Annotated in this window: 22 protein-coding genes; 14 read left to right on the forward strand and 8 right to left on the reverse strand. The window is 72.6% G+C overall.

What is annotated here, in order from left to right:
• Nucleotides 1–113: 113 nt before the first annotated feature.
• Nucleotides 114–1508 (forward strand): MDR family MFS transporter, encoded by a 1395-nt coding sequence (locus QRN89_RS16130; protein ID WP_290350126.1) that lies wholly within the window; start codon nucleotides 114–116, stop codon nucleotides 1506–1508.
• A gap of 72 nt (nucleotides 1509–1580) precedes the next feature.
• On the opposite strand, the gene QRN89_RS16135 is transcribed toward QRN89_RS16130, so the two are convergent.
• Nucleotides 1581–2072, reverse strand: coding sequence for a type III secretion system chaperone family protein (locus QRN89_RS16135; protein WP_290350127.1), 492 nt, complete (start codon nucleotides 2070–2072; stop codon nucleotides 1581–1583).
• Nucleotides 2065–3408: a D-inositol-3-phosphate glycosyltransferase gene (mshA, locus tag QRN89_RS16140; protein WP_290350128.1), complete on the reverse strand. Its 1344-nt coding sequence runs from the start codon at nucleotides 3406–3408 to the stop codon at nucleotides 2065–2067. Before mshA ends, QRN89_RS16135 begins: the two co-directional genes overlap by 8 nt.
• A 264-nt stretch (nucleotides 3409–3672) precedes the next feature.
• On the opposite strand from mshA, the gene QRN89_RS16145 reads away from it, so the two are divergent.
• The 3 genes from QRN89_RS16145 to QRN89_RS16155 all read left to right on the forward strand — a co-directional run bounded on the left by QRN89_RS16145 (nucleotide 3673) and on the right by QRN89_RS16155 (nucleotide 7489).
• Nucleotides 3673–4500 (forward strand): class I SAM-dependent methyltransferase, encoded by an 828-nt coding sequence (locus QRN89_RS16145; protein ID WP_290350129.1) that lies wholly within the window; start codon nucleotides 3673–3675, stop codon nucleotides 4498–4500.
• 398 nt (nucleotides 4501–4898) lie between these two features.
• The gene (locus tag QRN89_RS16150; protein ID WP_290350130.1) at nucleotides 4899–5942 is read left to right on the forward strand and encodes a C40 family peptidase; all 1044 of its coding nucleotides are present in this window, start codon (nucleotides 4899–4901) and stop codon (nucleotides 5940–5942) included.
• Between the two features lie 245 nt (nucleotides 5943–6187).
• Nucleotides 6188–7489: a PP2C family protein-serine/threonine phosphatase gene (locus QRN89_RS16155; RefSeq protein WP_290350131.1), complete on the forward strand. Its 1302-nt coding sequence runs from the start codon at nucleotides 6188–6190 to the stop codon at nucleotides 7487–7489.
• Nucleotides 7490–7556: 67 nt separating this feature from the next.
• On the opposite strand, the gene QRN89_RS16160 is transcribed toward QRN89_RS16155, so the two are convergent.
• From QRN89_RS16160 to QRN89_RS16170, 3 genes are all read right to left on the reverse strand, one after another.
• A complete protein-coding gene (locus tag QRN89_RS16160) occupies nucleotides 7557–7889 on the reverse strand; it encodes a DUF2516 family protein (RefSeq protein ID WP_290350132.1) in 333 nt (110 codons plus the stop codon).
• A gap of 157 nt (nucleotides 7890–8046) precedes the next feature.
• The gene (locus QRN89_RS16165) at nucleotides 8047–8685 is read right to left on the reverse strand and encodes a hypothetical protein (protein WP_290350133.1); all 639 of its coding nucleotides are present in this window, start codon (nucleotides 8683–8685) and stop codon (nucleotides 8047–8049) included.
• Between the two features lie 34 nt (nucleotides 8686–8719).
• The gene (locus QRN89_RS16170) at nucleotides 8720–9154 is read right to left on the reverse strand and encodes a helix-turn-helix domain-containing protein (protein ID WP_290350134.1); all 435 of its coding nucleotides are present in this window, start codon (nucleotides 9152–9154) and stop codon (nucleotides 8720–8722) included.
• A 179-nt stretch (nucleotides 9155–9333) separates the two neighbouring features.
• Between QRN89_RS16170 and QRN89_RS16175 the strand changes: the two genes are divergently transcribed.
• From QRN89_RS16175 to QRN89_RS16200, 6 genes are all read left to right on the forward strand, one after another.
• A complete protein-coding gene (locus QRN89_RS16175; protein WP_290350135.1) occupies nucleotides 9334–9798 on the forward strand; it encodes a DUF6228 family protein in 465 nt (154 codons plus the stop codon).
• Between the two features lie 124 nt (nucleotides 9799–9922).
• Nucleotides 9923–10804: a GNAT family N-acetyltransferase gene (locus QRN89_RS16180; RefSeq protein WP_290350137.1), complete on the forward strand. Its 882-nt coding sequence runs from the start codon at nucleotides 9923–9925 to the stop codon at nucleotides 10802–10804.
• Nucleotides 10805–11099: 295 nt separating this feature from the next.
• Nucleotides 11100–11474 (forward strand): helix-turn-helix transcriptional regulator, encoded by a 375-nt coding sequence (locus QRN89_RS16185; protein WP_290353732.1) that lies wholly within the window; start codon nucleotides 11100–11102, stop codon nucleotides 11472–11474.
• A gap of 10 nt (nucleotides 11475–11484) precedes the next feature.
• Entirely contained in the window at nucleotides 11485–11901 is a 417-nt protein-coding gene (locus QRN89_RS16190; protein ID WP_290350138.1) for a VOC family protein, read from the forward strand.
• 90 nt (nucleotides 11902–11991) lie between these two features.
• The gene (locus QRN89_RS16195; RefSeq protein ID WP_290350139.1) at nucleotides 11992–12708 is read left to right on the forward strand and encodes a class I SAM-dependent DNA methyltransferase; all 717 of its coding nucleotides are present in this window, start codon (nucleotides 11992–11994) and stop codon (nucleotides 12706–12708) included.
• Nucleotides 12709–12840: 132 nt separating this feature from the next.
• On the forward strand, nucleotides 12841–13455 hold the full coding sequence (locus QRN89_RS16200) for a LysE family translocator (RefSeq protein ID WP_290350140.1): 615 nt from the start codon (nucleotides 12841–12843) through the stop codon (nucleotides 13453–13455).
• A 99-nt stretch (nucleotides 13456–13554) separates the two neighbouring features.
• On the opposite strand, the gene QRN89_RS16205 is transcribed toward QRN89_RS16200, so the two are convergent.
• On the reverse strand, nucleotides 13555–14448 hold the full coding sequence (locus QRN89_RS16205) for an aldo/keto reductase (RefSeq protein ID WP_290350142.1): 894 nt from the start codon (nucleotides 14446–14448) through the stop codon (nucleotides 13555–13557).
• A gap of 91 nt (nucleotides 14449–14539) precedes the next feature.
• Between QRN89_RS16205 and QRN89_RS16210 the strand changes: the two genes are divergently transcribed.
• Nucleotides 14540–15028 carry a MarR family winged helix-turn-helix transcriptional regulator gene (locus tag QRN89_RS16210; protein WP_290350144.1) on the forward strand — a complete coding sequence of 163 codons (489 nt, stop codon included), beginning with the start codon at nucleotides 14540–14542 and terminating at the stop codon, nucleotides 15026–15028.
• Between the two features lie 303 nt (nucleotides 15029–15331).
• On the forward strand, nucleotides 15332–16738 hold the full coding sequence (locus QRN89_RS16215; RefSeq protein WP_390701575.1) for an MFS transporter: 1407 nt from the start codon (nucleotides 15332–15334) through the stop codon (nucleotides 16736–16738).
• Between the two features lie 55 nt (nucleotides 16739–16793).
• Here the strand turns inward: QRN89_RS16215 and QRN89_RS16220 are convergent, their stop codons facing one another.
• Nucleotides 16794–17264: a DUF5958 family protein gene (locus QRN89_RS16220; RefSeq protein WP_290350146.1), complete on the reverse strand. Its 471-nt coding sequence runs from the start codon at nucleotides 17262–17264 to the stop codon at nucleotides 16794–16796.
• Between the two features lie 486 nt (nucleotides 17265–17750).
• Here QRN89_RS16220 and QRN89_RS16225 point away from each other — a divergent pair, with 486 nt between their 5' ends.
• Both QRN89_RS16225 and QRN89_RS16230 read left to right on the forward strand, forming a co-directional pair.
• The gene (locus tag QRN89_RS16225; RefSeq protein WP_290350148.1) at nucleotides 17751–18593 is read left to right on the forward strand and encodes a nitroreductase/quinone reductase family protein; all 843 of its coding nucleotides are present in this window, start codon (nucleotides 17751–17753) and stop codon (nucleotides 18591–18593) included.
• Nucleotides 18594–18670: 77 nt separating this feature from the next.
• The gene (locus tag QRN89_RS16230; RefSeq protein ID WP_290350149.1) at nucleotides 18671–18805 is read left to right on the forward strand and encodes a hypothetical protein; all 135 of its coding nucleotides are present in this window, start codon (nucleotides 18671–18673) and stop codon (nucleotides 18803–18805) included.
• Nucleotides 18806–18829: 24 nt separating this feature from the next.
• On the opposite strand, the gene QRN89_RS16235 is transcribed toward QRN89_RS16230, so the two are convergent.
• Nucleotides 18830–19600 carry a TetR/AcrR family transcriptional regulator gene (locus tag QRN89_RS16235; RefSeq protein WP_290353733.1) on the reverse strand — a complete coding sequence of 257 codons (771 nt, stop codon included), beginning with the start codon at nucleotides 19598–19600 and terminating at the stop codon, nucleotides 18830–18832.
• Between the last annotated feature and the right edge of the window lie 13 nt (nucleotides 19601–19613).

Genomic DNA, 19613 nt, shown 5'->3' on the forward strand with positions numbered 1-19613 from the left:
CTGCACGGCCGACGATTGACGTCCGGCGTCAATTCACTGGCCATCCGGAGCGGCCCACTTGTAAGTTGCTGATCGCTGCAGGGGCACTTACATCACTCCGGGGGGATGCCCGTATGTCCATAGCCGCGCTCAGACGGGCCGCGAAGGAGAGCGTCTCGGGTCTCCCCCGGGCGTTCTGGTGGCTGTGGACCAGCACCCTGGTCAACCGGCTCGGCGCCTTCGTCGCCACCTACACGGCCCTGTACCTCACACTGGAGCGCGGCTACTCCGCCTCGTACGCCGGACTCGTCGCCGCCCTGCACGGGCTCGGCGGCGTCGTCTCGTCGCTCGGCGCCGGGGTGATGGCCGACCGGCTGGGGCGGCGGCCCACGCTGCTGATCGCCCAGACCTCGACCGCCGCTTCCGTGGCCCTGCTCGGCTTCATGGAGCATCCGGTGGCGATCGCCGCCGTCGCCGGCCTCGTCGGCATGACGAGCAACGCCTCCCGGCCTGCCGTGCAGGCGATGATGGCGGACATCGTCCGGCCCGAGGACCGGGTGCGGGCCTTCTCCCTCAACTACTGGGCGATCAACCTCGGGTTCGCGATCTCCTCCGCGGGCGCCGGACTCGTCGCCGAGTACAGCTATCTCGCCGGCTTCCTCGGCGAGGCCGCGCTCACCCTCGTCTGCGCGGTCGTCGTGTTCGTGAAGCTGCCCGAGTCCCGGCCGGAGCGGCCGGCCACCGCGGACAGGGCCGAAACCGAGATCAGCCTGGGCACCGTGCTGACCGACGGGCGCTACATGGGTGTGGTCGGGCTGTCCTTCCTCCTCGCCCTCATCTTCATGCAGAGCTCGGTCGCCCTGCCGGTCGCGATGGGCATGGACGGCTGGTCGCCCTCGGACTACGGCTTCGTCATCGCCCTCAACGGCGTGCTCATCGTCGCCCTCCAGATCCCGGTCACCCGTCTGATCGAGCACCGCGACCCGCGGCGCCTGCTCGTCCTCTCCGCCCTGCTCGCGGGCTACGGCTTCGGCCTCACCGCGTTCGCGGGTTCGCTCGGTCTCTACGCGCTGACGGTCGTGGTGTGGACGCTCGCCGAGATCGTCAACTCCCCCACCCAGATGGGCCTGGTGGTCAGGCTCTCCCCGGTGCACGGCCGCGGCCGCTACCAGGGTGTCCACACCCTCTCCTGGTCGGCGGCGGCGCTGCTCGCCCCGCTGATGGCCGGTTACGTCATCGACCACTTCGGCGCAGCGTGGCTGTGGGCGTCGTGCGCGGTCATGGGCACCGTGGCGGCGCTGGGTTACTGGCTGCTGATGCGCGGACTCCCGGACGGGCCCACGGCGTCCGTGGAGCACGCGCCCTCCGCGGTCCCCGCCCCGCCGGCCGCGCCCGCACCGGCGCCCGTCGAGCCCGTACCGGCGGCTTCGGTACCGGCGGCGCCCGCAGGCGGACCCGGCACGGCGACGGCGACGGACACCGCGACCGGGACGGGCATCGGGACGGCCGCGGGGAAGGCCGGGGTCTGACGGCCGCCGCTGCTGGGCGGCGTGGGCCCGCTTGGCCCTCGGGCCGCGGGGTCAGCCCCTCGGGCCGCTGGGTCAGCCCTTGGGCCGCTGGGTCAGATGCGTGAACGCTTCGAGATTGCGCGTGGACTCGCCGCGCGCGACCCGCCAGGCGTACTCCTTGCGAATGGCCCCGGCGAAGCCGAGCTCCAGCAGCGAGTTGAACGCGCCGTCCGCGGCCTCCAGCACGGTCCCGAGCAGCCGGTCGAGTTCCTCGGGGCCGACGGTCGACAGCGGGAGCCTGCCCACGAGGTAGACGTCACCGAGCCGGTCGACCGCGTAGCTCACCCCGTACAGCTTGAGGTTGCGCTCCAGCAGCCAGCGGTGGACGCCGGCCTCGTTCTCGTCGGGGTGGCGGATGACGAAGGCGTTGACGGACAGCGTGTGCCGGCCGACGCGCAGGGAGCACGTCGTGGCCAGCTTGCGCGTGCCCGGGAGGGTGACGACGTACGTGCCGGGCTCCGGGCCCTCCCAGTCGAGTTCCGCGTCCTTGAGGTACGCCTCGATGATCTGCCGCGCGTCAGCCATGGTGGGAGCGTACGCGACGGCGGTGTTCGTGCATCGCGGCCGTGTAGACCTCCGCGGTGGCGGCGGCCGCCGTGTCCCAGCCGAAGCTGCGGGCGTGCTCGGCGGCGGCCGCGCCCATCCGGCTCGTCAGGCGCGGGTCGTCGACGAAGCGACGCAGCGCGCGGGCGTAGTCCGCCGGGTCGTGGCCGGCCACCAGGAAGCCGGTCCTGCCGTCCCGCACGGCCACCGGCAGTCCTCCGACCGCGGCCGCGACGACGGGCGTGCCGGCCGCCTGCGCCTCCACGGCGACCAGCCCGAACGACTCGCTGTGCGAGGGCATGACCAGCACCGACGCCGCCCGGAACCAGTCGGCGAGCCGGTCCTGCGCAACCGGTGGCCGGAACTGCACCACATCGGCGATGCCCAGCCGCGCCGCCAGTTTCTGCAGGCCCTCCGGCCTGGCCAGCCCGCTGCCGCTCGGGCCGCCCACTATCGGCACCACCATCCGGGACCGCAGCGAGGGGTCCTCGTCCAGCAGCAGCGCGACGGCCCTCAGCAGCACGTCGGGGGCCTTCAGCGGCTGGATGCGGCCGGCGAACAGCGGGATCACGGCGTCCCTGGGCAGTCCGAGACGGGCCCTCGCGGCCGAACGGCCGTCGGCGACACGGAAGCGGTCGAGGTTCACGCCGGGGTGGACCACGGCGACCTTCGCGGGACGCGCGTCGTAGTGGCGGATCAGCTCGCGCGCCTCTTCGGCGGTGTTGGCGATCAGCCGGTCGGCGGCTTCGACGATCTGCGTCTCGCCGATGACCCGCGCGGCGGGCTCGGGGGTGTCGCCGTCGGCGAGCGCGGCGTTCTTGACCTTGGCCATGGTGTGCATGGCGTGGACGAGGGGGACGCCCCAGCGCTCGGCGGCCAGCCAGCCGACGTGGCCCGAGAGCCAGTAGTGGGAGTGGACGAGGTCGTAGTGGCCGGGGCGGTGGCCCGCCCACGCCCGCATCACCCCGTGGGTGAAGGCGCAGAGCTGCGCCGGCAGCTCCTCCTTGGCCAGACCCTCGTACGGACCGGCGTCCACATGCCGGACCAGCACGCCCGGCGCCATCTCCACGGACTGGGGCAGCCCGCCCGTGGTGGCGCGGGTGAAGATCTCGACCTCCACGCCGATGGCCGCCAGCCGTCGGGCCAGCTCCACGATGTAGACGTTCATCCCGCCCGCGTCGCCGGTGCCCGGCTGATGCAGGGGCGAGGTGTGCACGCTGAGCATGGCCACCCGCCGCGGCCTGCGGTGATGGCCGGGCAGCCGCAGACGGGGCGGCGCCGCCAGGGTGCCGGCGAGCCGGGACACGTACTGGCTCACGGGGACGGTCCTCTCGGCTCTGGTGCACGGGCATGACGAACAGAGGACAACCAGGGCCCTCCAAAGCCGGTCAACAGTGGAACCGTCTCTTTCATTTCCTGTCCCCCTCCCCCTTTGCCCAATCGTTGCCCGGGGCGCGCGGGCGGCCCGCGGCGACGCCGGAGGCGGCACTCCCGCGGCCACGGCCGTCCCCCACCTTCGCCCGGGTACCCCGCCCCCGCGACCGGTACCGGCGCCGATTTCCTCCGGTTTACCCTCGTGTGCATGTCCCCGCGCCCCGTCACGCCCTCGTCCCGCCCCGTGGGCGCGGTGACGCGCGGTACCACCAATCCGAACCGGCTGCGCCGCATGGACCGCTGGATCGCCGCCATGCACGGCCCCGCCCTGCGCCGTTCGGCGGCCGCGCCCGTCGCGGTCGACCTCGGCTACGGGGCCGCCCCCTGGACCGCGGTGGAACTGCTGCAGCGGCTCCGCGCGGCGGAGCCCCGTACCCGCGTCGTGGGCGTCGAGATCGAGCCGGCCCGGGTGGAGGCCGCCCGTCCGTACGCGCGGGAGGGGCTGAGCTTCGTGCACGGCGGCTTCGAGGTCCCGCTGCCGGACCCCGTCCGTCCGCTGGTCATCAGGGCCGCGAACGTACTCCGCCAGTACGACGAGGAGCAGGTGGCCGAGGTGTGGCAGCGGCTGTGCGCCCGGCTCGCACCCGGTGGCCTGCTGGTCGAGGGGACCTGCGACGAGATCGGCCGCCGGCACGTGTGGGTGGCGCTCGGACCGGAGGGCCCCAGGACCGTCACCTTCGCCACCCGCCTCGGCTCGCTGGACCGACCCTCCGACCTCGCCGAACGGTTGCCCAAGGCGCTGATCCACCGCAATGTGCCGGGCGAGCCGGTCCACGCGTTCCTGCGCGACTTCGACCGGGCGTGGGCGGCCGCGGCGCCGTACGCCTCGCTCGGTGCGCGGCAGCGCTGGATCAGGGCGGTGGGTCTGCTGGCCGCGGACTGGCCGCTGACCGACGCGCGGACGGACGGCCGGCGGCGGTGGCGCCAGGGCGAAGTGACCGTCAAGTGGGCGGCGTTGGCGCCCGGTTCCGGCTGAGCCGCGCTGTCGCCGGCACCGGTGGTCCTGCCGAGCGACGCACTGCCGGCACGTCTCCACCGGGCTGCGGCCGATGCGCTGCTGCCCGCGAGCGGGGCGCGAGGCGCACGCGCCGGGCGCGAAGGCGGACACCCGGAACGCCGTGATCGGATCGGGAACGCGGACCGGGGTTCGTTCGTCGGAGGGGTGGAAGTGATCTACGGCTGGTCCATCCGCGGGAACAGGGGGGCGCGTGAAGGGTGACGGACCGGACTGCGGACGGGTGACAGACAGGACCGGGGCGGACTTGCCCTGTCGCTTTGGCGCGGGTCGTGGCACCATCGCGTCGACAGCCGTAAGTTACTGACGGTAAATCAAATGGAGCCGAGAGTCGTCTGGCGTTGTCCGGAGGGGGACTTGTGAACCGACGCCGTTGTGCCGCCGCCGCCATCACGGTGGTGAGCGCCGTGACGTTGCTGGCCGCGCCCGGCCAGGCCTTCGCCGTGCCCCAACCGCCGGAGCCTCCCAGGAAGAGCCTGGAAGAGGTGCGCAAGGAGCTCGACGGGCTCTACCGGAAGGCCGCTTCGGCCACGGACGCCTACAACCTGGCGGAGGAGCAGGCCGACCGGCAGTCGGCCCAGATCGTGAAGCTGGCCAAGGAGATCGTCAAGGGGCAGACCCGGATCGACGACCTCAAGGACCGGGCCGGCGCCACGGCCCGCGCCCAGTACCGGGGCGGCGGACTGCCGCCGGAGGCGCAGTTGGTCCTCACCGACGACCCGCAGCTCTTCCTCGACGCCGCCGGACGCATCAAGGCGGGCGGCAAGGCGACGAAGGACCTCCTCGGCGAACTGAACCGGACCCAGGCCGACTTGCGGGCGTACAGCAAGGAGGCCAGCGCCCAGTGGGCGCTACTGGAGGCGAACCGGGTCAAGAAGGAGAAGCACAAGAAGGAGATCAACAAGCAGATCGCCGCAGCCCGGAAGATAGAGGCACAGCTCCAGAAGGAAGAGCTGGCGCGACTGCAGAAGCTGGAGCAGGAAGCCGCGTACCGGGCCCAGACGGCCTGGCTGGACTCCGGCGTCCTCAAGGAGATCAACGGCCGCGCGAGCGGGCAGGGCAAGGCCGCGGTCGCCTTCGCGACCCGGCAGATCGGCAAGCCCTACGTCTGGGGTGCGGAGGGGCCGGGCTCCTACGACTGCTCCGGACTGACCTCGCAGGCCTGGGCGGCCGCCGGGCGCGGCATCCCGCGCACCTCGCAGGAGCAGTGGCGGCTGCTGCCGCGCATCGACATCAAGGACATGCGGCCGGGCGACCTGATCATCTACCACGCCGACGCCAGCCACGTGGGGATGTACGTGGGAGACGGCGCGATCGTCCACGCACCCCGCCCCGGGCGGAACGTGACGCTGGCGGGTGCGGGCTCGATGGCGATCCTCGGGGTGGTCCGCCCGGACAAGTGAGCGGAACCACAACAAAAAGGATGGAGTGAGCCGGGTCACGCGGGAGTTGCGTGACCCGGCTCACCTGCACTGCGTGACGTTCGTCATCACCCGGGGAGCAACTACGCCCTGATGCGCGGCATATGCCAGCCACTCTTCCCGGAACGCCATTCCCCCGCACCCCCCGCTACCGCTATGGTCCCCGTCTGGTGGGACGTCGTTCGTCGACCCACCGCGCCCTCGGGGGGAGGGAAGGAAACACACCGATGTCCGTACCCGTTCCGCGCCAGCGGACCGGCTCAGCAGTCACCGAAGGCCTCATCGCCGCAGCGCCCCTCACCGCAGGTCCCTTCGCCGCCGGCCCCGTACAGGAGTCCTCGGGCGGCGGCGATCTCACGCTCCTCGTCATCGAGGACGACCCGGCGGGCACCTTCACCGTCCCCGAGCTGCTCGGCGCCGCCGGTACGCGGGTCCGCATCCGCACGGCCCGCAACCTCACCGAGGCCGAGCGGCTGCTCACGGACGACATCCACTGCATCCTCGTCGACCTTGCGCTGCCCGGCACCGCCCGCGACCGCGCCGAGGGCGACGAGCTCGCCGTGCTGCGGCACGTCCTGCGCATCGCGCCGAAGCACGCCGTGCTGGCGCTGACCGCGGACGCCGACGCCGACCGCGCCGCCGAGGCGGTACGGGTCGGGGCACAGGACTTCCTGCACCGTGACGAGCTGGACGGACGGGTCCTCAGCCGGGCCATCCGCTACGCCGTGGAGCGCAAACGCGCCGACAGCGCCCAGGTGAAGCTCGCCGAGTCGCGACTGCGGGCGCAGGAGAACGCCCGGCTGGAGCGGGGACTGCTGCCCACCCCGCTGCTGCAGGGCAGCGACCTGCGGTTCGCGGCCCGCTACCGGCCGGGGCGCTCCCGCGCCCTGCTCGGCGGTGACTTCTACGACACGGTCCGCACCCCGGACGGCACGGTCCACGCGATGATCGGCGACGTCTGCGGGCACGGCCCCGACGAGGCCGCCCTCGGCGTGGAGCTGCGCATCGCCTGGCGGGCACTGACGTTCGCCGGGATGTGCGGCGACGAGCTGCTCTCCACGCTCCAGCAGGTGCTGGAGCACGAGCGTGAGAGCGACGAGATCTTCGCGACCCTCTGCACGGTCGACATCGCCCCGGACGGCCGGCGAGCGGGCCTGTGCCTGGCCGGGCACCCGTCCCCGCTCATCGTCCGCAAGGGCCGGCCCGCGCGGCTGCTCCCGTACGAGAACGGCGGCCCGGCGCTGGGCCTGCTGCCGCGCGCCCGCTGGCCGCGCCGGCAGGTGGAGCTGGGTGCCGCGTGGAGCCTGATGATGTACACGGACGGCCTGATCGAGGGCCGGACCGCACCGGGCGGGGACCGGCTGGGCCAGGACGGCATGGTCGACATGGTCAACCGCCAGCTCGCGGCCGGTCTCAGCGGCGAGTCGCTGCTGGAGGCCGCGGTGGCGGAGGTGCGCGAGATGAACGGCGGCGATCTGACCGACGACGTCGCCGTGCTGCTGCTGGACCGCGACCGGGCGCACGGCTGAGGCCCGGCCGGGGGCCGGGCCTCAGGATGCCTCGGACGGGCTCTGCCGGGGACGCTCCCGCGACCGCCTACCGTCCGCCGTTGTAGGGCCCGTACGGCCCGTCGCTGCTGGAGCCGCCGCGCCGGCCGCCGCCGGACACCTGCTGGAGTGCGGGCCGGACGTCGACCATGAAGACGATCGTGGCGATCAGACCGGCGATCTGCAGGAACAGCATCGGTACGAACAGGTTCACGGCGACCGTGACACCGAGCAGAATCAGCCAGAACATCTTCGACTGCTTGTCGGCCGCACGGTACGCGTCCTCCCGGGCGAAGGCAGCGAAACCCAGCGCGACCAGGGCGAGGATGAGCATGGCCAGATTGAGCAGCCAGAGAATCGTGCCGAATCCCTCGAGCAACATGCTGTGCACCGCCTAGTGGGTTGAAACGCGTCACGACCACGGTACGGCCAGGACAAGGCCAACGTACCCGCACAACGGGCCGGGAACCCGAAAGGTGCCCGGCCCGTGGGATGTGCGCCCCCCGGCGGCCGCGAGGGCCGCCCGTGGGGCGGTGCCGCTACTTCCCGGCCTGCGGGCTGGTGGACTTCTTCGCCACGGGCTTGCGGGGCGCGGGCTTGCGGGCGGCCGGCGGCGCCGGCTTCCTGTCCTCCGCCCTGGCCGCCGGCTTCGGGGCGGTCTGCGTCTTCGCCGCACCGTTCGGCGGCTTAGGCGCCTCGGCCTTGGGCTGGGGCTTCGGCTCCGCCTTGGGCTCGACGGCGACGGCGATCTCGGCGATCTCCTCCGCGGCCTCGCCGCGCCACGCCTTCACGGCCTGCTCACCGTGCTCGGCGACCTTCTCGTAGGTCTCGCGGGCCCGGACCGCGTACTCCGCGGCCACGCCCACACTGCGCAGGGCCAGGTCCTGCGCGTTCTCGCCGAGCTTCTTCAGGTCGGTGTCCAGGTTCCCGAGCACCTCGGTCACCTTGGCCTGCACGGTGGCCTGGGCCTCCCGGGCCTGAGCCACCACCTTCGCCTGCACGGCCTTCGGGTCGGTCTCCCGCACGGCGTCGATACGGCCGGGCGCCTCGGCACGCAGCTGCTCGATCAGCGCGGGCACCTTCCGTGCCTGCTGCACGGCCAGGTCGGCGGTGCCGGCCGCGAAGTAGAGGGGGGTCGGGTCGGTGAGGGTCTTGCGCAGGTCATCGGTGATGGCCATGACTGTGGTCCTCCCGGATCGCAGATTCGTCGGTTCAGACTTCGGGTGATGAGGGTTGGTCGGCACCACTTCCTGCGGCCGTGCGGGGGCCGTCCTCAGAGGTGTCCTTATCCGTATCGGCGTCGAAGCCGTTCTCCTTGCGGAACGATTCGTAGATCTGCAGCAGCACCTGCTTCTGCCGCTCGTTGATCGAGGGATCGGCGAGTATGACGGCCCGCGTCTCCAGCTCGTCCCGCTCGCGCTCGTCGAGGATCCCGGCCCGGACGTACAGCGTCTCGGCGGAGATCCGCAGCGCCTTGGCGACCTGCTGCAGCACCTCGGCGCTCGGCTTGCGCAGCCCGCGCTCGATCTGGCTCAGGTACGGATTGGACACCCCGGCGGCGTCGGCGAGCTGCCGCAGCGACAGCTGCGCGTTGCGCCGCTGCTCGCGGAGATAGTCACCGAGACTGCCGACGTTGAGGGATGCCATGGTGTCGATGGTGCGCCATCGACGCTAACAATTGCAAGCACCTGCTTGCAAAAGTGCGCTCCGTCACCCGCGCGGGCCAGTGGACGGCCGAGGCCGCCGTGACGTGGCTCGCTGGAGATGAGCCACGTCTCGGTCCATCCGAGTGACCTCGAACGGGCTGCTGACCTAGCGTTCCGCCCATGACCACACCAGACGTCGGCACTGACGATGGGGCCGGCGTGACCATCCGCTGCCAGGACAACGCGTCCGTCGGCGTGACGTTCTGCGACCGGTTCGGCTTCGACGCAGACTCCGTGCACTATGCCGTCGAGCTGCGGGCCCCCGGTCTGAGCGCTCGTGTCAACGAGGTCGTCGCCTGGATCAGGGACAGCGGTCTCCCCGCGTTCCTTGACGAGCTCGCCGCCGACCACCGGGGCTGGGACGGCGAACGGTGCTGGCGGACCGACGACCGGGACCTGATCGTTTCGGCCGTGTTCCGGCCGGGCGGGCACGTCGGCCTGACATGGACGCTGCGCCCGTGGCCGAAGGACGCGGGCGGCTGGAGCGCCTCGGTCACCACCTGGCTGGAGGCCGGGGAACAGATGTCGGCTCTGGCAGCCGATGTCCGGTACTTCCTCGCCCTCTCGCGGGAGGCGTCGCCATGACCGGGACGGGGCGGCTGCCCGTTCCGTCCCCGTACCGCAGGACCGCGCAGCGGTAGGGGGCCCCGCGGCCTCACCCCCGGCGGAAACCCCGAGGCGCCCCCGTCGGCATGGGCGACCATGGGGCATGCGATCGGATGACTGGCACCTCACCGAAGACGTCGACGACTTCCTCGCCCGAGCCGGGGACTTCCTGCGCTCGCAGCCCGGCCGGCACGTCATGCCGTTGACGTGGACCGCGAGACTGCGAGCCCGTGGGGCGGAGGCGTTCGGCACCGCAGCCCCCGTCTTCGGGATGCTGGACCGAGGGGGCGAGGTCCACGCCACCTTCTACCGCCTCCCGTCCAGCGGTCTCGGTCTCACCCCGCTCACGCCCGAGGAGGCCGACGGCCTCGCCGCCCGCCTGACCGCCCTCGGGTACTCCTTCCCCTCCGTCAGCGCGGACCACGGCACCGCCACGGCCTTCGCCGAGGCCTGGCAGCGCCACACCGGCGCGACGCCGAAGCTCCGCGACACCCGACTCCGGCTGTACCGCCTCGGCACGCTCACCCCACCGGACCCCCTGCCGGCGGGACGGGGCCGTCTCCTGGGCGAGGAGGACCTGGAGCACGTCATGTACTGGTGCGGTGAGTTCGCCAAGGCCGTCGGGGAGGACGTGTCCATCGACGCCGACACATGGGCCGACACCCGCTACGCCGACAAGCGCTACACGCTCTGGGAGACCCCGGACGGCACCCCCGTCTCCGTCGCGGGCATGAACCCGATGATCGGCGGCCAGATCCAGGTGGACATCGTCTACACGCCGGCCCACCTGCGCGGTCGCGGCTACGCGGGTGCCGTGACGGCGGAGGTGAGCCGGGCCGCGCTGGCCGCGGGCGCGCGGGACGTCGTGCTGTTCGCGGACCTGTCCAACCCCACCAGCAACGCCCTCTACCAGCGCCTCGGCTATCGCACGCTCGCCGACTGGGCGGTGTACGGATTCTCGCCCGCCGTACCGGAAGCAGGCTGAGAACCGACGGAGTCGCGGCGCAGGTCACCGGGCTGGTACGCGGGCCACGGGCACGGGCGACTCGGGCACGGGCGACTCGGGCACGGTCACGGACGCGGTCACGGACACGGACACGGACACGGGAACGGTACGGGCCGGGGCCCCACCGGTCACCGGTCCGTACGGCTTCCGGCTTCCGGCTTCCGGCTTCCGGCTTCCGGCTTCCGGCTTCCGGCTTCCGGCCGGTCTGTACCGTGTCCTTGTGTCCCGCGTACCCCTCTCCGACCTCGTCAGGCTCCGCCGGGCCCGTGACGCGATGGACCGCGACTACGCACAGCCCCTGGACGTGCCGGCGCTGGCCCGCATCGCCCTCATGTCGCCGGGGCACTTCTCGCGCAGCTTCCGGGCCGCCTACGGCGAGACGCCCTACAGCTACCTCATGACCCGCCGGATCGAGCGGGCCAAGGCCCTGCTGCGCCGTGGTGACCTGACGGTGACGGAGGTCTGCATGGAGGTCGGCTGTACGTCGCTCGGCTCGTTCAGCTCGCGGTTCACCGAGCTGGTCGGCGAGAGCCCGAGCGCGTACCGGGCCCGCGACCACGACCACGGTGCGGCCGTCCCGGCCTGCATCGCGAAGATCCACACCAGGCCGGTCAGGAACGGAGAAGCGAAGAGCCCCACCGGTCCGTAGCGTGACAGGCATGGACATCAAGCTTTCGCAGTGCTTCATCGCCGTCGACGACCACGACAAGGCGCTCGCCTTCTACCGCGACGCACTCGGTCTCGAGGTGCGCAACGACGTCGGTTTCGAGGGCATGCGCTGGGTGACCGTGGGCTCACCCTCACAGCCGGACGTGGAGATCGTCCTCGAGCCGCCGCTCGCGGACCCGAACGCCACGGACGCCGACCGCCAGGCGGTGGCCGAACTGCTGGCCAAGGGCATGCTGCGCGGCGTCATCTTCCGGACCGACGACGTCGACGCCACGTTCGAGCGGGTCCGCGCCGCGGGCGGTGAGGTGCTGCAGGAGCCCATGGACCAGCCGTACGGGGTGCGGGACTGCGCGTTCCGCGATCCGTCCGGGAACATGCTCCGGTTCAACCAGCCCCGCGCCACGTAGCCAGGGGAGGAGCAGGGGCACGCACCGGGGCCGGGCGTTCTCCCCGGGCCGGTGCGGTTCCTGGCGAGGGGCGGGGCTAGCGTTCTGCCCATGCCGCTGCCCGACGCCGCCCCGGACCGCTCCGCCGACGTCATCGCCGCCTGCCGGGACCACGGTGCCGAATCACTCCATGTGCGCTCCGCGCGGATCGCCTACGACACCGTCGCCGTCGACTACGACGTGCTGGTGCGGGCGGAGTTGGCGACCAAGCCGCTGGACCGGGCCGTGCTCGGGGCGCTCGCCGAACTGGTGACGGAGGCGGGTACGGGGCCCGTGGTCGACGCCGGCTGCGGCCCCGGGCGGATCGCGGCGTATCTGGCCGGGCTCGGGGTGGACGTGTCCGGGATCGACCTGTCGCCCGCGATGGTCGCGGTCGCCCGGCGTGCGCACCCGGAGCTGCGGTTCGAGGTGGGGAACATGACCGCCCTCGACGCGGCGGACGGCTCGCTCGGCGGGATCGTCGCCTGGTACTCGACGGTGCACACCCCTCCCGAGGCACTGCCGGAGGTCTTCGCCGCGTTCCGGCGGGTGCTCTCCCCCGGCGGGCGGCTGCTGCTCGCGTTCAAGGCGGGCGACGAACTCCGGCATCTGGACCACGCGTACGGACACGAGCTCTCGCTCGACGTCTACTGGACGCCCCCGGACCGGGTCGCCGCGATGGTCGCCCGGGCCGGGCTCGACGTGGAGGCCACGCTGGTCCGCGAGCCCGACGAGCGGGAGCGGCCCCGGCAGGGACGGCAGGCGTTCCTGATGGCGCGCCGCCCTTGAGCCGCCGCGGCCGGCACCCCCGCATCGCGCCGTCGGGCCCCGGACGTTGCACCTCGGGCGCCGGCACTCCGCGTGGGGCGCCGGCCCGGCGACCGTCCCGTACCGACCCGTCCCCTCATCAGGAAGCCGAGAATGACCCAGGTCATCGCCGTCGCCGTCATCACCGTCCTGGCCGTCGTCAGTCCCGGCGCCGACTTCGCCATGACCGTGCGCAACAGCTACCTGTACGGCCGGACCGCCGGGCTGCTCGCAGCTGTCGGGATATCCCTGGGCGTGCTGGTGCACGTCGCCTACACCATGCTCGGCGTCGGGCTGCTCGTCAGCGGCAGCCCCGCCCTGTTCACGGTGATGAAACTGGTCGGGGCGCTGTACCTCGTCCACGTCGGGGTCAGGACGTTCACCGCCCGCACCCGCCTGGACATCGATCTGTCCGGCCCGGGCGGGCTCTCGCGGGTGCAGGCACTCCGCACCGGTTTCCTGACCAATGCGCTCAACCCCAAGACCATGCTGTTCGTGGTCAGCACGTACACCCAGGTCGTGACCGCGGGCACGCCCCTCGCCCAGCGGATCGGGTACGGGCTGTTCATGTCGGTGGCCCATCTCGTCTGGTTCAGCCTGGCCGCGCTGTGCTTCTCGCACGAGACGCTGCGGGCCCGGATGCTGCGCCGCCAGGCCGTACTGAACCGGGTGATCGGCTCGGTGCTGGTCGGCCTGGGTGTGGCGCTGGCGCTCACCCCCGCCGTGTGACCGGCCCCGCCGCCGCATGGCCGGCACGGTGCCCGACGGCCCGGTCCGAGGTCCCGGCGCCGCACGGCCGGGCGGCGGACGACACCTCGTCCCCGGCGGTCAGACGTGCGGGACGCTCGACAGCAGGGCCATGTCCTCCCCGGTGAGCCGCAGCGCGCCCGCCGCGACGTTCTCCTCCAGATGCGCGGGATCCCCCGTGCCCGGGATCGCCAGTACGTGCGGGCCGAGTCCGAGCGTCCAGGCCACGCGGACCTGGGCGGGGGTCGCGCCGTGGGTACGGGCGACGGTGAGGACGGGGTCGTGCTCGTCGCCGGTGACTCCCGCCTCCCGGCCCCGGCCGGCGATGGCGAAGAACGGTACGTAGGCGATGCCCTGTTCACCGCACGCGCGGATGAACTCCTGCTCCACGCCCGGCACTCCGATGGCGCAGGCGTTCTGGACGCAGACGACCGGCGCGATCGCCCGCGCCTCGGCGAGTTGGCCGGGGGTGACGTTGGAGACGCCGAGGTGGCGGACGAGTCCGGCTTCCCGGAGCTCGGCCAGGGCGCCGAAGTGCTCGGCGATGGAGCCGGTCGCCTTGCTCCTCGGGACACGGAGGTTGACGACGTCGAGATGGTCGCGGCCGAGCTGGCGGAGGTTCTCCTCCACCTGGCCGCGCAGTTCGGCCGGCGAGGCCCAGCGCCAGTCGCCGGACGGGTCCCGTCCGGCCCACACCTTGGTGGCGATGACGAGGTCGTCGGGGTACGGCGCGAGCGCGGTGTTGATCAGCTCGTTGGCGGACCGGAGCGGTGAGAAGTAGAACGCGGCCGTGTCGATGTGGTTCACGCCGAGCTCGACCGCGCGACGCAGCACGGCGACCGCCCGGTCCCGGTCGCTCGGGGTGCCGTCGGCGCCCGCCGTCAGGCGCATGGCGCCGAACCCGATCCGGTTGACCGTGAGGTCGCCGAGTGTCCAGCCGCCGGCCGCCGTTGCGTTGATCGTCTCCGAGGTCATGGGCGGAGTCTGACACGCCCTCACGGGACCGCGGCGAGAACATAAGCTTCCGGATAATCCGCCACGGACCGAATTGTTTACGCTTGGACCCATGACGGCCATGGCACCCACCCGCAGCGAACCCGACCTCTCCTACCTCCTGGACCACACCAGCCATGTGCTCCGCACCCGGATGTCGGCCGCGCTCGCCGAGATCGGCCTGACGCCGCGGATGCACTGCGTGCTGGTCCACGCCCTGGAGGAGGAGCGCACCCAGGCCCAGCTCGCCGAGATCGGCGACATGGACAAGACCACCATGGTCGTCACGGTGGACGCACTCGAGAAGGCCGGGCTCGCGGAGCGCAGGCCGTCCCGGTCGGACCGTCGCGCCCGGATCATCGCGGTGACGGAGGAGGGCGCGCGGATCGCCGGACGCAGCCAGGAGCTCGTCGACTCCGTGCACCGGCAGGCACTGTCGTCACTCCCCCGGCCGGAGCGTGACGCCCTGCTGCGGGCGCTGACCGTGCTGGCCGAGGACCACCTCGCGGCACCCGTCGAGAGCCCCCGCCCGGCACGACGGGCACGCCAGCGGGAGAGGTGAGCGAACGCCCCGAGGAAACACAAAGACGATCCGTAAAAAATAGTCTGCAACAAAACCATCTGCTACGGTCTCTCTTGGTCGACGCGCCCAACTGTCCCGTGCCCGCGGGCCGTCGACGTGTGCACGCCTGCACCCATCGACGGGAGAGACCGCATGTCCGCACTTCCCGCTCCGCCTCCGGCCACCCCCGCCACCGACGGCACCGCGGCGACCGAGCCCGCCACCGCCGCGACCGACCCCACCGCCGGCAGCGCCCTCCGTTCGCGCTGGGTCGCCCTCGGGGTCCTCGCCACCGGCCTGCTGATGACGATCCTCGACGGGAGCATCGTCACCGTCGCCATGCCGGCCATCCAGCGCGACCTGGGCTTCTCTCCCGCGGGACTCAGCTGGGTCGTCAACGCGTACCTGATCCCGTTCGGAAGCCTGCTCCTGCTGGCGGGGCGACTGGGCGATCTGCTGGGGCGCAAACGGATGTTCCTCGCGGGGACCGCGGTGTTCACGGCCGCCTCGCTGCTCGCGGGCCTCGCGTCGTCGCCCGCAGTGCTGATCGCCGCCCGGTTCCTCCAGGGCACCGGGAGCGCGATGGCCTCCGCCGTCGGACTGGGGATCCTGGTGACCCTGTTCGCCGAGCCCGCCGAACGGGCCAGGGCCATCGCCGTGTTCAGCTTCACGGGAGCGGCGGGCGCGTCGCTCGGGCAGGTACTCGGCGGCGTCCTCACCGACGCCCTCGACTGGCACTGGATCTTCTTCATCAACCTGCCGATCGGGCTCGCGGTGCTGGCCGTCGCCGTGCCCGCACTGCCGGCCGACCGCGGACCGGGCCTGCGCGAAGGAGCCGACGCCGTCGGGGCGTTCCTGGTCACCGCGGGACTGATGACCGGCATCTACGCGGTCGTCGAGGTCGAGCGGTACGGCTGGGACTCGGCGCACACGCTCGGCCTCGGCTCGTCGGCCGTCGCGCTGCTGATCGCGTTCGCCGTCCGCCAGGCGACCGCCGCGACGCCCCTCGTACCGCTGCGGATCCTCCGCTCCCGAGGCGTCACGGGCGCCAACGCGGTCCAGATGCTGATGGTCGCCGCGCTCTTCACGTTCCAGTTCCTCGTCGCCCAGTACCTGCAGCAGGTCCTCGGGTACGGAGCCGCCGGCACCGGACTCGCGATGCTGCCGGCGGCCGTGGTCATCGGCGCGGTGTCCCTGGGCGTCTCGGCCCGGCTCAACGCCCGTTTCGGGGAGCGGAATGTCCTGCCGGCGGGCCTCGTCCTGCTGATCGGGATGATGGTCCTGCTCACCCGCCTTCCCGTACGCGCCGACTACGTCACCGACCTGCTGCCGGTCATGCTGGCGGCGGCGGGCTTCGGACTGGCCCTGCCCGCGCTGACGACGCTCGCCATGTCCGGCGCGCGGGACGACGACGCCGGACTGGCGTCCGGGCTCTTCAACACCACGCAGCAGGTCGGCATGGCACTGGGCGTCGCGGTCCTGTCCACACTGGCGGCGGCTCGCAGCGAGCACCTGCTGGCCGGGGGATCGTCCGCATCGGCGGCCCTGACCTCCGGCTACCGGCTGGCGTTCACGGTGGGTGCGGGCCTGCTCGTGGCGGCTTTCGCCGTCGCCGTCCTCACCCTGCGCCGTCCGGAGACGCGGAAGCCGTCCGGGGCCGGCCGGGCCCCGGCAGCCCCGAAACCCCCGGCGAACACCTCAACTCCCTGACCGGCGAGCGCCGTCGGCCCCGGCGGATGCCACGCCGGTGTCGTCCGACCGCCCGTCACGCTCGGCACCGCCCCGGGCCCCGAGCCCGGCCCCCGTCCGACGGCCGACCGGTCCCCGCCTCCCGGTCGGCGGTCAGCCGGTGCCACTCGTGGCCGCAGCCGACGACGCGGCACCGCCTCCTGCGCCGGCCGTCCGCGATGGCGAGCAGGGCGATCAGCAGACGGAATGCCTTCATCCGCTCGTGCCGAGGCGTCAGTGAGGCGATGGCCCCCACCCGGTCCTCGATCCGTCCCCGAACGAGCATGACCGCCGGCGTGTGGGTGGGCCTGAGACCGGAGCGCCGGATGCTCTCCACGGATTCCTCGGCGGTGGGATGGGCCTGGAAGCAGAAGCCCGCGAGCAGGCGCAGCGTCCGCGTCTGCTCGTCCTCGGGGAGGGTGGCGAACCACTCGATGCCCTCGTCGAGCGGGCGCAGGCCCTGGGCGAGTTCGTTCAGGTACACGTCGGGGTTCGTTCCGTACCGCATGGCTTCCCCACTCCCCGGTCCCGGACGTCCGGCCAGGATGCCCCGCCGACGGCCACCACCGCATTCCGATTACGCGGCCGGAAATCGATGTTGCCCAGCCCGCCCTTTCCCCATTAAATTGAGCGCGTGACTGCCGGGTCGGCCATGGGCCACGAACGAGTAGGGCACCCGGCCTTGGCGTGATGCCGAGGCGGGCGAGAAGCCCGCCTTTTCTGCTTTCCACGGCGTGTGCTGCGCACCGCCGTTCTCGCGACCGTCGCACCCGGTGCGACCGCGCGCCACGCACCCCCCGTACGTCCCGTCCGACGGCACACATGCCCGTGCACCTGCGGACTCCTGTGGCCGCAGGGCCCGTACGGACACGCGGCTGCCGTTCCTCCGCGCGCCACGCGCCCTTCCTTTCCACCCACCCCTCGGGCGCGACGCGCCCTGCGCCGGGTGAATTCGCCATGCCCGAAAACGAGAAGACGCAAGAGAAAGCAGAGAATGCCGAACGATTTCAATCAGCAGGTCATCGACGAGTTCCGCGCCCATCGCGGCCGCGTCGGAGGCTATTTCGAAGGTGCCCGGCTGCTCCTTCTGACCACCACCGGGGCGCGCTCCGGCGCCCCGCACACCACGCCCGTCGGCTACCTCGCCGACGGCGGCGACCGCGTCCTCGTCATCGCCTCCGCGGGCGGCTCGCCGAAGCACCCCGACTGGTACCACAACATCGTGGCCAACCCCCGGCTCACCGTCGAGGACGGCGTCTTCACCTACGAGGCCCGCGCCGTGATCCTGGACGGGGAGGAGCGCGAGCGCGCCTTCGCCCGTGCCGTGGAGGCGGATCCCGGCTGGGCGGAGTACCAGGCGAGGACCGACCGCGTGATCCCGGTGGTCGCGCTGGAGTCGGTCGAGCACGGGCCGCCGGACATGGGCACCACGTCCATGGGCGAGGCCATCAAGGCGGTCCATGACGCCTTCCGGCGTGAACTCGCCCTGATCAGCCGGGAGATCGGCGACTCCGGCCCCCGGCTCGGCGCCCAGCTCCGGATCAACTGCCTGACCCTGTGCCAGGGCCTGCACAACCACCACACCGGTGAGGACACCGCCCTCTTCCCCTTCCTCGCCGGGCGGTACGAGGAGCTCGCCCCGGTCATGGACCGGCTGCGCGAGGAGCACGGGAAGATCGCGGCGCTCCTGGACGAGCTGCGGCGGGTCGTCACGGCGGACGACGCCGACCCGGGACTCGTTCAGGCCGAAGTCGAACGGCTCACCGACGAACTCGAGGCGCATCTCGTCTACGAGGAGGAGCAGTTGATCCCGGTTCTCGACGCCGCGGGGGCCTGACCGGGCCCGGGCACGGAGCCCCGGCGCACGGCTGAAACGTGCGCCCGGGTCCCGGTCCTCCTGGTTGTCCACGACCGATGCCGCTCGGCCCGCCCTCCTGGCGCTCCGCCTTCGTCCGGTACGTCGGCCGCAGGCTGTCCACCGCCGGGACCGCGCCCGGATGCGCCGAGGGCGGGGGCACCGAGCGGCGCATGGGCGGGACACCGGACTGAGACCGCGACGGATGGGGGCGGCGGTCACCCCGTCCCGTCGGCCCTCCGTGACGCGATCAGGACCGCCACCCCGTCCAGGATCCGCGCCAGCCCGAAGGCGAACTCGTAGCCCGGCTCGTCGGGTTGGGTCATCACTCCGGAGCCGAGCAGCCGGGCCACCGACGGATAGCGCTCCGGGTCGGCGAGGCGGGCGAGGGTGTTCTGGTGCCGGGCGAGGAACTCCTCGGGGGTGCCGCCGGCCCTGACGGCCGCGTCGAGATCCGCCATCATCGTGGCCTCGCTGCGAACGAAGCCGCTGACCAGCAGGATCACCGAGATCTTCTCGCCGTCGTCGAGCCCGGTGCCCTCCAGTGCGACGAGGCCCTGCTCCCACCAGGCGACCATGTTCGGCGTCGCGGGCGGGCCGGAGACCGGGATCCGCAGCGCCCACAGGTGACGCAGCAGCACATCGCGCTGCGCCCGGGCCCAGGCGGTGAGTGCCTCACGCCAGTCCGCGCCGCCGGGGGCCGGGGGCGGGGGCCCCAGGGCGGCCTCCTGCATCAGGACGTAGAGCTCGTCCTTGGCGGCCACATAGCGGTAGAGCGACATGGTCGAGACCCCGAGGGCCTTCGCCACCCGGCCCATGGAGACCGCGGGCAGCCCCTCCTCGGCGGCGACGGACACGGCGGCCCCGACGATCCGGTCGAGGCTGAGACCCGGCTTGGGGCCCTTGGCGGGCCGCTCCCGCAGCCCCCACGCGGCCTCGATGCTCGCGGGCAACCCCGTACGGCCGCCTCCCGCGCCGCGCTCCGCCATCCGTCGCACCTCC

This window comes from Streptomyces sp. HUAS CB01 (assembly GCF_030406905.1).
Lineage (GTDB): Bacteria > Actinomycetota > Actinomycetes > Streptomycetales > Streptomycetaceae > Streptomyces > Streptomyces chengbuensis.